Raw genomic sequence first — 14,709 nt, forward strand, 5'->3', positions numbered from 1 at the left:
CGGGGCCGAAACCGATAGCACGCCGCGCGCTCGGTCCGCGGGGCGTCATCCGTTCCACTGCCGGCGGCGAGATCGAGGACACGGGTCAGCTTACGAAGAAGCGCATGGAGACCGTCGACGACGAGACCTCGGACGCCGCCATCGACTTCATCGAGCGGCAGCACAATGTCGGCAGGTCCTGGTTCGTCTGGTGGAACGGGACCCGCATGCACTTCCGCACCCATGGTAGGCGATTTCTGCCAGAGGAAGGAAATCTTCTACTTCTCCGACGACGTTGACCTGACGGCCCTGCGTTACGAGGACTGGAAGGTCATCTTCATGGCGCAGAAGACCCCGGGGACCTTCCGGGTGTGGATGGAGCCCTTCACGCCGCTGCGCGTGCCGCTGATCGAGAACCTGCGCCGCGACCCCTACGAGCGCGCCACCATCACCTCGAACACCGACTACGACTGGCTGCTGGACCGGACGTACGTGCTGGTGCCCGCGCAGGCCTACCTGGGGCAGTTCCTGGAAACCTTCAGGGAATACCCGCCGCGCCAGAAGGCCGCCAGCTTCAGTCTGGACCAGGTGATGGAAAAACTGTCGGAAGGTCCCGGGGCGAGTCACTGAAACCCCGTAATCGCGCTTCCGCTCCTTACCCCGGACGCGCGCATCGCTCGTTTGCGAAGAGAAGACCCTCCGCTTCGCAGAGCCCGGTTGGCGACGAAACGACAACCGGGCTCTCAATCGCGGTGAGATTTTCTGGGGAAACCGTAGGGGCTGACGCCGGAGAACGACATCTGGCCGGGGTTGGAAACCTTGCCCGTGCGTAGATTGGAAGAATCGAGCCCACCCGCCCGTGTTTCTCGGGCGGGTGGTGTGTTACGGCGATTCAAGGCTCAGCGCCAGAGGATCCAGCCCAGGGTCAGGACCGGAATCAGCCAGAGCATGCCCAGTACGATCAGGGTGTCCATCGGATCTCCTCGTATTGATCTGCGTTTTCCCGGATTCCAATGTAGGGAATGATTCCCTTGGATTCGTCGATGTCCCTCACACTCTGGGATACAGAATCGACGGCGGGCGACGAAACCTTGACGGCAGCCGCACGTCACCGGATGCGAGACCACAAGGAGCCATCAAGGAACCCTGAACATATGCGCGGGACGGACACGCCGCGATGCGTTCAGAACGGGCGATGCAGCAGGCATTTGTTCAGGATTCTCGGACCATACGTCGCTCCGGCACCGCTGAATCACGGATCAGGCCAGTCGGCTGATATGGGCCTCGTAACGTGACAGTTCGTCCGGGTCGTTGATGTCGTAGATCGTGCGCTGCTCGCGCACCCTGGAATCGGGATAGAAGTGGCACATCCTGCGTTGCGCCTGTTCGGCATCGCCGAGACTGGAGAACTCGTCCGGGACCAGCTTGTAGATCATCGACTCGAGCACATCCACGATGAAATAGGACTTGACGGTCTTCAGCATTGCCTTCTCCTCCTGAGAATCACTCACTTCCCTTGACGCGAAAGCATCAGCGGCTTTCTTGCTGAATGGTATTAGCGGAATCCAGGCGGGATTGGGATGAATGACATCACAATTTCACCACCGCCACCCCTTCGGTCACGATAGGCCGTGAACGCCGTAACAGCCCTGCAGGGCTGGTTCTTATGCGCTCGATTGCGGACGTTTTTTCGCGCACCGACCATTCGTGGACTCCACAGTAATGTCGAAATCGACGCCGGATTCAGTGGCGCGCAATCGTAGCGGGACGAAACGAAAGGATTCGGACGATGAAGTCCATTCTGACGCGGAGTGGGTGCAGAGCGATGTGCACGGGGAAAATGGCGGACCGGGCATCCGCCGCATCACCAAATCCAGCGATGGCTGGCAGATCATGGCCTCCGCTAAACCGACGCGGCGGTTACTCTTGAGATGCCACGAAGAACTCCTGGAACTGACGAAAACCGCAGCACCGATCGTAGTGGGCCGACAACTTGACTGCGATGTGGTTCTCGACGACTTGAATGTCTCCCGATCTCACGCCCGATTCGAGTATTGCAACGGCCGGTGTATGCTAACCGATCAGAGTCTCAACGGAACGTACGTCGATACGGACTTCGACGGCAGGGTCCACCTCGTGCAGTCGCGGATGTTCCTCTATGGCTACGGAATCGTCAGCCTGGGAAAACCGGTGCGCGCCGGCGACAGGATGCTGCTGCACTACTTCTGTAGCTGACCCCTCCATTATCCGCCACTGCGTATCATCTTGCGTATGCCGCGCACCGCCTGGCGGGTACGATGCTCGTTCTCGATCAGCCCGAAACGCACGTGGTCGTCTCCATACTGCCCGAAGCCAACTCCCGGGGACACGGCCACCTTTGCCTCGTTGAGCACCTTCTTAGAGAACTCCAGCGAACCCATGTCCCGGTACGGTTCGGGGATCGGCGCCCAGACGAACATCGTCGCCTTCGGTCGCTCTACCGGCCAGCCGGCATTGTTGAGACCATCGCACAGGACGTTGCGGCGCTCGCGATAGGTGCGCCGCACCTCATCAACGCAGTCCTGAGGGCCTTCCAGCGCGGAAATGGCGGCGACCTGGATCGGCGTGAACATTCCGTAGTCGAGATAGGACTTTATGCGTGCCAGCGCAGCGACCAACGTCTTGCAGCCGCACATGAAACCGACCCGCCAGCCCGGCATGTTGTAGCTCTTGGATAGCGAGTAGAACTCCACCGCAATATCGCGGGCCCCCGGCACCTGTAGAATCGAGGGGGCCCGGTATCCGTCGAAGACGATCTCGGCGTAGGCGATATCGTGAACCACCCAGATCTTGTGTTCGCGCGCGATCTCGACCACCCGCTCGAAAAACGCCAGGTCCACGCACTGCGTGGTCGGGTTGCTCGGGAAGTTCAGGATCAGCATCTTCGGCTTGGGCCAGGCGTCCTTGAGTGCCTTTTCCAGTTCCTCGTAGAAATCCGTCCCCTTCGTCATCGCGACGTAGATCACCTCGGCCCCGGCGATCACGCAACCATAGGGATGAATGGGATAGGCGGGATTGGGCACCACGACCGCGTCCCCCGGACCTAGCGTCGCCAGTGTCAGGTGCGCCAGGCCCTCCTTCGACCCGATTGTCACGATGGCCTCGGTCTCCGGATCCAGTTCGACACCAAAACTGCGCTCATACCAACCCGTAACCGCCTTACGCAGCCGCGGAATCCCGCGAGACATGGAGTATCGGTGCGTATCCTTGCGTCTCGCCGCCTCCACGAGCTTCTCCACGATGTGTGACGGCGTGGGTTGGTCCGGATTGCCCATACCGAAGTCGATGATGTCTTCGCCCCGCGCTCGCGCCGCCGCCTTCAACTCGTTGACGATATTGAACACATAGGGGGGAAGACGTTTTATTCTGGGAAAATCCTCGATCAAGGCGGCCTCTGGTTTCTGCGCGCCGGCGTCCCGGCAAAAGCCGTCAGTTTACACGAACCGTGTGTTCGGTTGAGCCCGTGGCGTCGGTAAATCCCGCTCGAAACTGCGCATGGTCGCAGCCCGGACCCTCGCGCCCGGATCGCTATAATGGTGTGCACCGAGCGAGCCCCGGAGCCCTTATGCAGATCACCCTCGAGTCCGACGAGCGTCGTAATCTCATTCAGCGCTACGACACCGCGTCGGTGCAGATCAACGAGGTCGTTTACACCGCCAGCCTCCTCGTAACACCCGACGACCTGCAATCTGACTGGTCTGTGACCTCCATCGACGATCTCGCCGAAAGCCATGTCGATGCGATCGCCAGTCTGGCACCCGACCTAGTCATCGTAGGGACGGGGACGACGTTGCGGTTTCCGCGTCCGTTGATTCATGCGGGTTTCGCCGGTCGCGGGATCGGAGTTGAGTTCATGGACAATGCCGCGGCCTGCCGCACCTACAATGTGGTTGCGGCCGAGGGACGGCGGGTCGTGTGCGCCCTGATCATGCCGCCATCCCGAACGGATTGAACCGGGCCGAGATCCGACTGCGGATACGTCCGGGGATTCAATGCCCGTCTGCCGCATGGTTCCGCGCACACGCCGAGAACCCGTGTGATCTATCATCCTGTATGGGCCCACGGCATCGAAATCTCCATACACAGTGAAGGGACGGCGTCACCGATGGTCGGCTGATCTCAACCGTCTGATCCGGCGGGATGACCATGCCAGCGGGTTCACGCTATGGGCATGACGTACCGGCCGAAGGGGTCACCGGCAGGAAACGCTTTTATCAGCGACACGTAGGACATTGAGCCCCCAACCACTTGCGCATGCCCCGAATACGGACCAGAACCGGCAAACCGAAGCTCCAGCGACCGTGAATCCAGAATCCTTTAGACTGCCACTCGCCTACTACCGTTCTCAGACACGCTATCCGCAGCTGTCCGATGCGGACTGGCCCCTGCCCGAACAGCTCGGTGAGGTCATCGAGGCCCTCGGCGGTGGTCAACAGGACCCACGCTTTGACACCGCCGCCCGTGCACTGGATGTCACCCCCGAGGAACTCCGCGAGGCATCCCGGTTCTTCGTGAGACAGGTCCTGTTCGCACCGAAAGGGGACTTCTATCGCGTCCTCGGTGTGGACCCCAGCGCCGGGGCTGAACAGATCAAGCAGCACCATCGCCTGCTGATGCGAATCTTCCAACCGGACCGCCGACACGCGCACGAGTGGGAAAGACACTTCGCCAATAGGATCCACGAGGCCTGGACGACCTTACGAGACCCAAAAATGCGACGGTCCTACGACCGCAAACTCGGACCCCGACGGATCCGGCCTCACACGGCCAATGCGCAGGCAGAGGCGGCACGAACACGAGCCAGGGACTTCGGACAGCCCAGGGATTCCCATGACCATTCGCCGAAGCCTGGCGAGATCCTCTACCGTAGCCGACTGTGGATCCGCAAACCCTCCGCGATCATCTGGAGCGCTATTCTCCTGATCGCGGTGAGCGCCGCCGGCCTTGCAATCTTTACATCACGCCAAGGCGTCCTCTCCTGGCAGGCTGGCGACCAACAGCCGGTATCCGCCAACCTCGCAGGAGTCGGATCCACTCCACCGACCGCGACCGGCGCGATCGATCTGGCGCAACGGCAGGACGATCTCGACGAGACGGGTCCCGACGCCGTCGCCACGGAGCCCACCCCGAAACTGTTGAAGTCCTCACCAGCCGGAAGCGTCAAGGCTGGTCTGGAAACGGACGACAGCCAACCCGCAGAACTCGCAACAATCCGACACGATGAAGAACAAGAGACGGTCGTTCCCGACCAGACAAGAGAAGCCACTCCGGATAGGATCGATATCGGGATCGACCGGATGATTGCCAGGGTGGAATCGCCGGTAGTGCCAGCGGAAACTCCGCCGTACCGGACCAACGTGGAATCGCCCGCAACGCCCGCGGAAGTCCGGCCACCCGAGGTCGCGTCCGATTCCCCCGCCCGGGAGGCGACACCACCCTCCCCCGCACAGCCGTCCAAGGCATCCGCAGCCGCGGTTACGCAATCGAGCGCACAGCCGTCGGCGACAGCCATGTTGAAACCCTCCCCGGCGCCTGCCGAGGCGGATGGAGACACCGAACAGACGATCTCCCGTTCACCGGCTACCCAGGCAGGGCGTCCGGAACAAACGGCCGGTGGCGCTGCGGCCCTTTCCACGACCAGCACGCTAGCCGACGACTATGGCGATATCTCAAAGCTGGAACTCAACATGCTGCTGGCCCGCTTCCTTGCGGCCTACGAAAACGGAGATCTGAAACGGTTCACGCGAGTCTTCTCCCGCGATGTTAGCCTGAACGATGGCGAGGGCTACCGTGCACTGCTCAAGGCATACAAATCGCTGTTCAGAAATACCGAGGCCCGACGGATGGTGCTCAACGACATCAGCTGGATTCCTCTCGACGATACCCATCTGAAGGGCTGGGCGCGGACCGATATCGAACTCTGGCCCACCGGTCAGGAGGGTTCCGAACTGTTCACCGGAAATATCGTCCTGGTGGTGGAAAAAAAGAGCGACAAGCTGCAAATCACACGATTCGACCACCACATGACATCGCAGCCATAGTTTCAGGTACGAACCATCGAGCCACGTGGGACCCGGCACGGGAGCACACAGCATTCTGGGCCGAATCTGTAGCACGGCTGCGCGTTACAGGCGATTCGCCGATCCCTGTTCCCGGCCAAACAACCGACGCAGCCAACCGCCGGCCCGGGCAGCTGTAGCAGACGAATCCTGGACCAGTCCTTCCGGGAACGGTACGGCGTCGGGAGGCGCGTCCTCGAGGATGGCCCCTGGGCGACCCACCACCATCCTGAGCGCCTCCTCCTCCCCGACCCGCTCGGCCGCCGCATCCCGTCCCTCGGCAAGAAGTGGCGCCCGGTTTCCGAGGTTGTGCGCATCGGTGGCGAGGACGTGTACGACACCTTCATCCAGCATGCGCTCCGACCAGCGGCGCACACGCCGTCCGAAGCGGCCCGTCAGGCTGCCTGCCGTGAGCTGCAGCCAGGCGCCGCCCCTGGCGGCGTGGATGAACAGCTCATAGTGGTCCTCGATCCAGCGCAACCTTTCCGGGTGGGTGATCAGCGGGACGTAACCGGCGGCGAGGACGTTGAAAACGGATTCCGCGAAACGCGGGGGGGCAACATGGTGAGGCGGCTCGAAAAGGAAATACCGGCTGCCATTCAGGGTCGGTATACGCCCGGCCCTCAACCCCTCCACCAGATCCGGCACGAGGTGCGTGTCGGCGCCGAAGGTCAGGCGCAGCGGAATCCCTGCCTCAGCTAGTCGCTCCCTGAATCGCGTCACGGCCCTGCGAATCCCCTGCGCATCGTTCTCGTAGACGCCCGGGTAGATGTGCGGGGTACAAGCCACCTGGGTGATTCCGTCTCCCACCGCCACCCGGGCCATTTCCAGCGCCGTGTCAAGGTCCGAAGCGCCGTCGTCGATACCTGGTAACAGGTGGCAGTGAAGGTCTATCATCGTTTGGGTTTCCCGCCGCTGCGTGGTAACAGGTTCGCTCCCTGGGTTACGATCATCGATCGAATGACGGCTACACCACCCCTGCTCCCGGACAGGATGCGATTCACGCCACAACCGTAGTGGGATGAGTATAGAGGAACCGGCCCGGGCTGTACCGTTTCGAACGACCCTATCGTCACGGAACGCGGCGCAAATCCGGTGTCGGATGCGGTCCGATCCTCACCGATCCTGACCCGGACACTCATCGAGGAATGATAAGGTGCAGGTTATCTCGCCACGTACATCGATTCGGCGTTCGACAGTTTGATCCACCCGATCGCGATCCGGTAGATCAGCCAGAGGTATGCCAGGGTCAGGACCAGGTAACCCACCAGAATAACCACGGTGACCGTTCCCAGCACCGTCCAAAGGACGCTGTACCAGAAGGTGCGGATCTGCCAGCGATAGTGGGAATCGACCCAGCTATCTCTGACCTCGCCACGGGTCACATAGTTGATGATCACGCCGATCAACATCGGGATACCCGTGACCAGCGCCACCGCCTGAAGGGCGTAGACGACATGCGCCAGCGTCCTCCCCGTCGCCGGGGACACATCGGTCACTTCGACCGTTTGCATTTCATTGTCGCTCATTAGAACTCCGAGGGTTCGGGTAGGGTTAAGGTCGCGGCTCCGTGGTGTGGGTGTCGGCCCGGGAAGCGCCGACGCACCCCGGCACCCTCACCGGCGGCCTTTAGGGGGTCTGTTCCAGTATCACACCGCTGCCCGGGGCCTGGTACAGGTCAATGCGATCAAGGTGCGGGATCACGTTGGCCAGCCGAGTGAAGATCCAGCGGGCGATACCCGCCGGGTCCGTCGAGCCAATGTCGTCGATCTCGTCCAGCCGCCGGTGGTCAAGGAGATCATACACGGGACCGAACAGCGCCTTGACGTCGCCATAGTCAACGGTCCAGCCCATGAGCGGATCCAGTTGGGTGGTCAGATAGAGCCGTACCCGATAGCTGTGCCCATGAAGCCGGCGGCGGGGATCCCGCGAAGGCGCGTTGCCAAGACGCAGTGCGCTCTCGAACCGGCGTTCCTTCCAGATCCGATGGTTCGTCCCGTCGAAGTGGCAACCCGCCGTGGTCGTTTCGTACACGGTGACACGGGACAGCGATGGCACGGGAGGTTTGATCCGTCCCCAGATCCAGGTTGCGATCAACTCACTGGTCGGGTTCTCGAGACCGGGAAGGTCGTTGAGACAGCCATGGTCGAGTTCACGGAAGAGTGCACCCCATTCCCGGTCCAGCGCGGCCTCCTCGAGCCGGCACTCCACCTCGTCCAGGGAATGGCGGGTCCGCAGGTCGACATCGAAACCGTGCCCGTGCATGCGCCCGCAGGGGTGTCCGGGCGGCACGTTCGGCAGGCGGTGGGCGGCCTCGAAACGGACACGTCGCCACGCATGAACCGCGCTTCCGGGTTTGTAATCGATGCCGGAAGTCGGAGCGCCTCGGACGCTGACCCGGACGATCCCCGGCACGTCGATCCGCCTGGAGATCCAGCGCGCCAGATTCTCGTCGGTGGGCGTATCGAGGCGTTCGTTGAGCAGGGAATAGTCCAGCGGTTCCACGCTGCGCACCAGGGACCTCTCAAGCGCGGCGGACTCGTCGCCCGGAAAGCGGCCCCAGCCCGACGGAAGGTTCGCCCGAACCCGCGACAGAAAACTGTGGCCGTGCAGCCCCCTCTCGGAGCGATCGAACGAAGTACCGTCCAGACGGCGTGCAGCCTCGAACGGTGCATGTGCGGTATACAGCAGGAATTCTTTCACGATTCGAAAGACTACATCAGATCGGCCGTTCTCCAGTACGCCCAGCCGGATGCCGCGCAGGCGCTATGAATTCAGGTTGCGATCATGACCAGCGAGCCGACCGGGATCAGGTCGTAAAGTTCGATGATGTCGTCGTTCTTCATTCGAACGCAGCCGATGGAGGCGGATTCCCCGATCAGGCCCTCCTCCAGCGTACCGTGAATGTAGACATAGCGCTCCAGCGTATCGACCCCCACACCCAGATTGAGACCGGGCTCGAGTCCCCGGAGTTGCAGTATCCTGCTGGTGACGGCGTCTTCGCGTCTGCCCTCGTGGGTGGAGATGATTTCCCCGATCTTCCCGGTGGGCTTTCTGCCCTTGAATATTGACGCCTTCGGTGTGCCGTCACCGATCTTCGCGACGATCCGGTGCGCGCCCATCGGCGTCTTGTAGCTTCCCTCCACGCTGCCGGTGCCGAAACGCGACGTGGATACCGCGTAATCCCGCACGACATCCCCGACCTCGAACAGGAAAAGCCGCTGTTCGCCGATGGATACGAGCAGCACAAATTTCACCTGGGGCGTATCGAAACGATAGGTCAGGAGACGAACCAAACGCCGGTAGCGCCTGTCGGGCCTCGGGCGAGCCACAGCGATCGTACCGGTGTTTTCAATCATCTTCACGCATCGTTGTGGAGATCGATCCCCGCGTATTCCTTTTCGTGCCCCGACTTGGCGTCGTCGTTGCGCTGGGCCTCGAGATGTTCGAGATACCCGTCACTGATCCGGGTGACGTACTCTCCGGTGAATACCGAACAGTCGAACTGGGTAATGGAGGGATTCCCCTTGCGCACCGATATCACCAGGTCATCCAGTTCCTGATAGAGCAGCCGGTCCGCCCCGATGGCCTTGCGCACCTCTTCCTCGGAACGCCCGTGGGCAATGAGTTCACTGGCGGCGGGCATGTCGATCCCGTAGACGTTAGGGTAGCGGATTGGTGGAGATGCCGAGGCAAAATAGACCTTGCGAGCCCCAGCGTCCCTGGCCATTTGCACGATCTCCCTCGAGGTCGTACCACGCACGATCGAGTCGTCCACCAGTACGACGTTCTTGCCCTTAAACTCGAGACCGATGGGGTTGAGCTTCTGGCGCACCGACTTCTTGCGCTGCTTCTGTCCTGGCATGATAAACGTCCTTCCGATGTAGCGGTTCTTTATGAATCCCTCACGAAATTTCACACCCAGCCGGAAGGCCAGCTCCTGCGCCGCCGTACGGCTGGTATCGGGAATGGGAATCACCACATCGATATCGTGATTCGGCCATTCCTTCAACAGCTTCTTGCCCAGGCGTTTTCCCATCCGCATCCGCGCCTTGTGAACGGAGATGTCGTCGATAACCGAGTCCGGCCGGGAAAAATAGACGTGCTCAAATATACAGGGGACATGTTTCGGGTCTTCCGCGCATTGTGCCGTGTGGACCTCGAAGTCCGTATCGATGTAAATGGCCTCGCCTGGCAGGATGTCCCTGACGAGTTCGAAGCCCAGCACGTCAAGCGCCACGCTCTCCGATGCAACGATGTACTCCGGCCCGGAACGTGTTTCGCGGCTACCGAAGACAACGGGCCGGATTCCATTGGGGTCGCGAAACGCGAGTACCCCGTACCTGGCCATCATGGCAACGACGGCGTAGGCCCCGACGCAACGTCTGTGCACCTCGGATACCGCGGCGAACACCGCGTCCGAATCCAGTGACAGTCCGCCGCTTCGGGAAAGCTCCTGGGCGAAGACGTTGAGCAGGATCTCCGAGTCCGAGTCGGTATTGATGTGTCTGCGGTCCTGCCGGAAGAGTTCTCCCCTGAGATCCCCCGCGTTGGTGAGATTCCCGTTGTGCCCAAGCGAGATTCCGTAGGGAGAATTCACGTAGAACGGCTGGGATTCCGACGATGCGGAACTGCCCGCGGTCGGATATCGCAAATGACCGATTCCCATGTTTCCGGTCAGGCGCTGCATGTGCCTTTCCTGGAACACGTCCCTGACCAATCCCTTGGCCTTGCGCAGATTGAGACGCTTCTGACCCTGATCGTAGGTCACGATACCCGCAGCATCCTGTCCTCGATGCTGCAGTATGGTCAAACCGTCATACAGGGCCTGATTGACCGGCTTGCGGCCGACTATACCGATGATACCGCACATAGGTTTTTAGTCCGGGTCGGAGGCAACGGGGATCGACTGGCACCGCGTCAACGAAACGAAAAGTACTCGGCATACTTGTCCGGAAGACGCTCGATGACCCGGAACGCGATCGCCTCGAAATGATCGACGAGCGTGGAATCCTGCCACCATGGGGTCTCGGGAAACCGGGTAAGGCCTCCTGCCATCACGAGAACAACGACAATAATAACACCACGAACCACACCGAAGATTAATCCCAGCCCCCTGTCCGCCAGATTGAGCGAACCGCGCATCAGGTAGCGCCCGATCACATAGTTCAGGACCGCGCCGACGATCAGCGTGAGCACGACTATCAGCGTGAAAACGATCCCGACACGCAGATTCCTGACGGTAACCTGGGTCTCGCCCAGAGCGAGGTCGGCCTCGTCCATGGACGCCGGCAGCAAGGGCGCCAATGCCCCTGAATAGGCGAATGCGAGCCACAGGGCGATGATCCAGGTCGCAAGCGCAATGAACTCCCGAACGAACCCTCGAAACACACTGACCAGCGCCGAGAGCGCGATGATCCCGACGATCCCCGCGTCAAGCCAGGACATTCAGCAGCCTGGCCAGGCGCCGCCAGGACCCGGTTGCGGGCACGGTAACGTCCACAGTTTCGGAAACACGCTCCAACGGGGCAAACTTGAACGAGTAAAACGCGCAGTGGCGCCGCCCCCTTACGCGGTACGTACTGTCTCTCCGGGTGGCTAGACAGGTTCCATTCGATACCCGCGACTCACCTCGCGCCACAATCTTTTCACTCATTCGTTCGGGAATCCTTTAGCGCTGAAGGACCACGATACCACTGAGTTTTTCCCTGGACTTCAAACGCGTGCGCGTCGTCATCGCCGCCGCCTTGTCCCTATCAGGTCCCACCTTGACGCGATACCGCCGGCTTGTCTCGCTCCCGACGGGTTCGATGAAGGCCCTGTACCCCGAAGCTTCCAATTTCGCCGCCAAGGTTTCAGCGTTCTTCCTGCTGCTGAAGCTGCCGACCTGCACCACCCAGCCGCGAGGGTTTGCATGCTCCGGTGCGACCGGCGGCGTCTTCTCGCTGGGTCCCGCGGTCGTGGACCCGGCGCCTGGCGCTTCGTTTGACGTGGCGCTGACCTCTGCCCTCTTTGCTGCATCTTCTGTCGGGGACTCGAGCGCTTTCGCCTGCTCAGAAATGCGTGGCGCATCACCGGTCACCGAAACAGCGTCTGCAGAGGCACCCTGACCAGACACCTGCGGTTCGACTGCTGGAGCCACGGGTGGGATCACGTCCCGTCGCGCATCCGACAGGGTGGGCAGGGAACGGGAAAAGGTGAACTCCGGCTCGGGCGGAATCTCCGCACCACCAGAGCGGCGCTCACGCCAGCCCGTACCGTCGAGTAGCACCGGTACGAAAATGACCGCCAGCGCGATGAGCACCACCGCGCCGATCAAGCGCTGTTTAAGGAGAATGTCCATGGAACAGTCCGAGAGTCCCGCGCAGAATGACGCGATGCGTCAGTTTTTCCGGATACCGGTTATATGGTAACTTGCAAGCCGTACCAGGCTCAATCCGCCAGTGCGGCCATGAGTTCTCCAACACCGAAGGCAGATCCGAAAACAACGACCCGGTCTTCGTCTCCAGCCCGCGCCATCGCGTCGGTGTACGCCCCGACGATGTCACGGTAGCATGTTACTTTCACACCCGTCACACGGGCGAGCAGAATTTCACGGATAGCTTCCGCCGCCAGCCCTCGGTCGCTGCCCAACGTCGCAACGAACCACTTGCCGAAACGGCCCCCGACCGCGTCGACGATGCCGGCCACGTCCTTGTCGGCGAGCACGGTGAACACCGCCAGATCTGCACCGGGAACCGGGCGGGCGTCCAGATCCGCGGCGAGGCCCGCGGCGGCCGCGGGATTGTGGGCGATATCCGCCACCACATTCCCTTCGGTCCCCAGGTGATCGAATCGCCCTGGCAAACGCACCGCGCGCAACCCCGCGTGGATTGCCCCCGGTTCAAGCGGAAACTCGTCCACCAGGGCGTCCAGCGCCATCAGGACCGCGGCGGCATTGTCCGTCTGCCGCGAGCCCCTCAATGCCGGATACGGAAGCCCCCTGCGCTCGGCATCGAGACCAATCAGATTCCAGGTCTCGGCATCGCGGCGGACACCGAAGTCCCTGCCGGATACACGCAGATCGCAACGCATCCCGGCTGCGATCGATAGCAGGCTCTGCGGTGGCGCAGCGTCACCGCACACGACACGGATCCCCCGGCGCATGATACCCGCCTTCTCCCTGCCGATGGACTCCCGATCGTCCCCGAGCCATTCCTGGTGATCGAGATCCACACTGGCGATCACGGCGACGTCCGGGTCGACGACGTTGACCGCGTCGAGCCGTCCGCCCAGTCCGACCTCGAGGATCGCGACATCCAGTCGCGCGTCTTCGAACAACAGCAGCGCGGACAGGGTTCCAAACTCAAACTCACTCAGGCTCGTCCCATCACGTGCCTGATCTACCGCCCGGAAGGCACCAATCAGCGCCTCGTCCGATACTTCGCGGCCGGCGATCCGTATCCGTTCGTTGTAGCGAACCAGGTGAGGCGAGGTGTATGCACCGACCCGGTACCCACTCGAACGTAGGATGGCTTCAGCCAGAGCGACACAGGAACCCTTTCCATTGGTTCCGCCGACCGTGATGACGCGCCCGGCCGGGCGCGTCAGTCCCAGTCGGCCAGCCACGGCCGCAACACGTGAAAGACCCAGATCGATCTTCCTGGGATGAAGCTGGCGCTGCCAGTCAAACCATTCCGATAGCGTTCGGGCCATCACCGGCAGACTCCGCCGTCGTCAGGGGCGGCGATACAGCGTCGGCACGCGGGGCCCCTCAGATACCCTTGGCGACCGGTTGCCGCATCATCATCGTCACGAGATTGACCACCGTCTCGCGCATGTCCCTACGATCCACGATCATGTCGATCGCGCCGTGATCGAGCAGAAACTCGCTGCGCTGGAAGCCCGTTGGAAGCTTCTCGCGTACGGTCTGTTCGATGACGCGGGGACCGGCAAATCCGATCAGTGCATTGGGTTCGGCGATATGGATGTCACCCAGCATCGCCAGACTGGCGGACACCCCCCCCATCGTCGGATCCGTCATCACGGAGATGAACGGCAGCTTCGCCCTCGACATTCTCGCCAGCGCAGCGCTGGTCTTGGCCATCTGTAACAATGAAATCAGGGCTTCCTGCATCCTTGCGCCCCCACTGGCGGTAAAGCACACCAGGGGCAGTCCGGTGACCATCGCCGCATTGACGGCGCGCACGAAACGCTCCCCCACGACCGAACCCATGGAGCCCCCCATGAATTTAAACTCGAAAGCGGCACTCACGAGCGGGACCCCCATGACCGCACCCTTGATGACGACGAGCGCGTCCTTTTCTTCCGTCGCCTTCTGCGCTGCGTGGAGCCGATCCTTGTACTTCCTGCTGTCCTTGAATTTAAGGATGTCGTGCGGTTCGATCTCTTGGCCGATCTCTTCCCGGGGTTCCTGATCGAGAAAGGTATCGAGCCGGCGCCTGGCCCCGATTCGCATGTGGCTGCCGCACTTCGGGCAGACCTCGATATTTCGTTCCAGTTCCGCCCGGTACAGGATCGCATCGCAGGTGCCGCACTTCTCCCACAGGCCTTCGGGGACCTTTCGCTTCGCGCTGCCATCCGTGCGAATCCGGGTCGGCATCAACTTTTCGAACCAGCTCATAAACTGTTA

The 14,709-nt window shown here is 61.6% G+C and carries 13 protein-coding genes and 2 pseudogenes; 4 read left to right on the top strand and 11 right to left on the bottom strand.

Annotation, left to right across the window (positions count from 1 at the left end):
* The first annotated feature begins 32 nt into the window (after nucleotides 1–32).
* Nucleotides 33–609, top strand: a pseudogene (locus LJE91_11620) (hypothetical protein).
* Nucleotides 610–1,238: 629 nt separating this feature from the next.
* Here the strand turns inward: LJE91_11620 and LJE91_11625 are convergent.
* The gene (locus LJE91_11625; protein MCG6869342.1) at nucleotides 1,239–1,490 is read right to left on the bottom strand and encodes a hypothetical protein; all 252 of its coding nucleotides are present in this window, start codon (nucleotides 1,488–1,490) and stop codon (nucleotides 1,239–1,241) included.
* A 211-nt stretch (nucleotides 1,491–1,701) separates the two neighbouring features.
* Here LJE91_11625 and LJE91_11630 point away from each other — a divergent pair, with 211 nt between their 5' ends.
* Nucleotides 1,702–2,214, top strand: coding sequence for an FHA domain-containing protein (locus tag LJE91_11630; GenBank protein MCG6869343.1), 513 nt, complete (start codon nucleotides 1,702–1,704; stop codon nucleotides 2,212–2,214).
* Nucleotides 2,215–2,222: 8 nt separating this feature from the next.
* Here LJE91_11630 and alaC read toward each other — a convergent pair whose 3' ends face one another.
* Nucleotides 2,223–3,404, bottom strand: a complete 1,182-nt coding sequence (gene alaC, locus LJE91_11635) for an alanine transaminase (protein MCG6869344.1) — start codon at nucleotides 3,402–3,404, stop codon at nucleotides 2,223–2,225.
* Nucleotides 3,405–3,583: 179 nt separating this feature from the next.
* On the opposite strand from alaC, the gene LJE91_11640 reads away from it, so the two are divergent.
* Together LJE91_11640 and LJE91_11645 are read left to right on the top strand one after the other, a co-directional pair.
* Nucleotides 3,584–3,970 (top strand): Mth938-like domain-containing protein, encoded by a 387-nt coding sequence (locus LJE91_11640; protein ID MCG6869345.1) that lies wholly within the window; start codon nucleotides 3,584–3,586, stop codon nucleotides 3,968–3,970.
* A gap of 349 nt (nucleotides 3,971–4,319) precedes the next feature.
* The gene (locus tag LJE91_11645) at nucleotides 4,320–6,059 is read left to right on the top strand and encodes a DnaJ domain-containing protein (protein ID MCG6869346.1); all 1,740 of its coding nucleotides are present in this window, start codon (nucleotides 4,320–4,322) and stop codon (nucleotides 6,057–6,059) included.
* Nucleotides 6,060–6,143: 84 nt separating this feature from the next.
* Here the strand turns inward: LJE91_11645 and LJE91_11650 are convergent, their stop codons facing one another.
* From LJE91_11650 to accD, 9 genes and pseudogenes are all read right to left on the bottom strand, one after another.
* On the bottom strand, nucleotides 6,144–6,974 hold the full coding sequence (locus tag LJE91_11650; protein ID MCG6869347.1) for a capsular biosynthesis protein: 831 nt from the start codon (nucleotides 6,972–6,974) through the stop codon (nucleotides 6,144–6,146).
* A 266-nt stretch (nucleotides 6,975–7,240) separates the two neighbouring features.
* The gene (locus LJE91_11655) at nucleotides 7,241–7,606 is read right to left on the bottom strand and encodes a hypothetical protein (protein MCG6869348.1); all 366 of its coding nucleotides are present in this window, start codon (nucleotides 7,604–7,606) and stop codon (nucleotides 7,241–7,243) included.
* A gap of 100 nt (nucleotides 7,607–7,706) precedes the next feature.
* Nucleotides 7,707–8,780: a 6-carboxytetrahydropterin synthase gene (locus tag LJE91_11660; GenBank protein ID MCG6869349.1), complete on the bottom strand. Its 1,074-nt coding sequence runs from the start codon at nucleotides 8,778–8,780 to the stop codon at nucleotides 7,707–7,709.
* Nucleotides 8,781–8,851: 71 nt separating this feature from the next.
* On the bottom strand, nucleotides 8,852–9,436 hold the full coding sequence (locus tag LJE91_11665) for a L,D-transpeptidase (protein ID MCG6869350.1): 585 nt from the start codon (nucleotides 9,434–9,436) through the stop codon (nucleotides 8,852–8,854).
* A gap of 2 nt (nucleotides 9,437–9,438) precedes the next feature.
* Complete coding sequence (gene purF / locus LJE91_11670; GenBank protein MCG6869351.1) at nucleotides 9,439–10,950, bottom strand: amidophosphoribosyltransferase; 1,512 nt, start codon at nucleotides 10,948–10,950, stop codon at nucleotides 9,439–9,441.
* Between the two features lie 47 nt (nucleotides 10,951–10,997).
* Nucleotides 10,998–11,525: a CvpA family protein gene (locus LJE91_11675; protein ID MCG6869352.1), complete on the bottom strand. Its 528-nt coding sequence runs from the start codon at nucleotides 11,523–11,525 to the stop codon at nucleotides 10,998–11,000.
* 223 nt (nucleotides 11,526–11,748) lie between these two features.
* Complete coding sequence (locus LJE91_11680; protein MCG6869353.1) at nucleotides 11,749–12,420, bottom strand: SPOR domain-containing protein; 672 nt, start codon at nucleotides 12,418–12,420, stop codon at nucleotides 11,749–11,751.
* Between the two features lie 89 nt (nucleotides 12,421–12,509).
* Nucleotides 12,510–13,772: a bifunctional tetrahydrofolate synthase/dihydrofolate synthase gene (gene folC / locus LJE91_11685; protein ID MCG6869354.1), complete on the bottom strand. Its 1,263-nt coding sequence runs from the start codon at nucleotides 13,770–13,772 to the stop codon at nucleotides 12,510–12,512.
* Between the two features lie 88 nt (nucleotides 13,773–13,860).
* A pseudogene (accD, locus tag LJE91_11690) lies at nucleotides 13,861–14,700 on the bottom strand (acetyl-CoA carboxylase, carboxyltransferase subunit beta).
* Nucleotides 14,701–14,709 lie beyond the last annotated feature (9 nt).

This window comes from Gammaproteobacteria bacterium, from assembly GCA_022340215.1.
GTDB lineage: Bacteria > Pseudomonadota > Gammaproteobacteria > JAJDOJ01 > JAJDOJ01 > JAJDOJ01.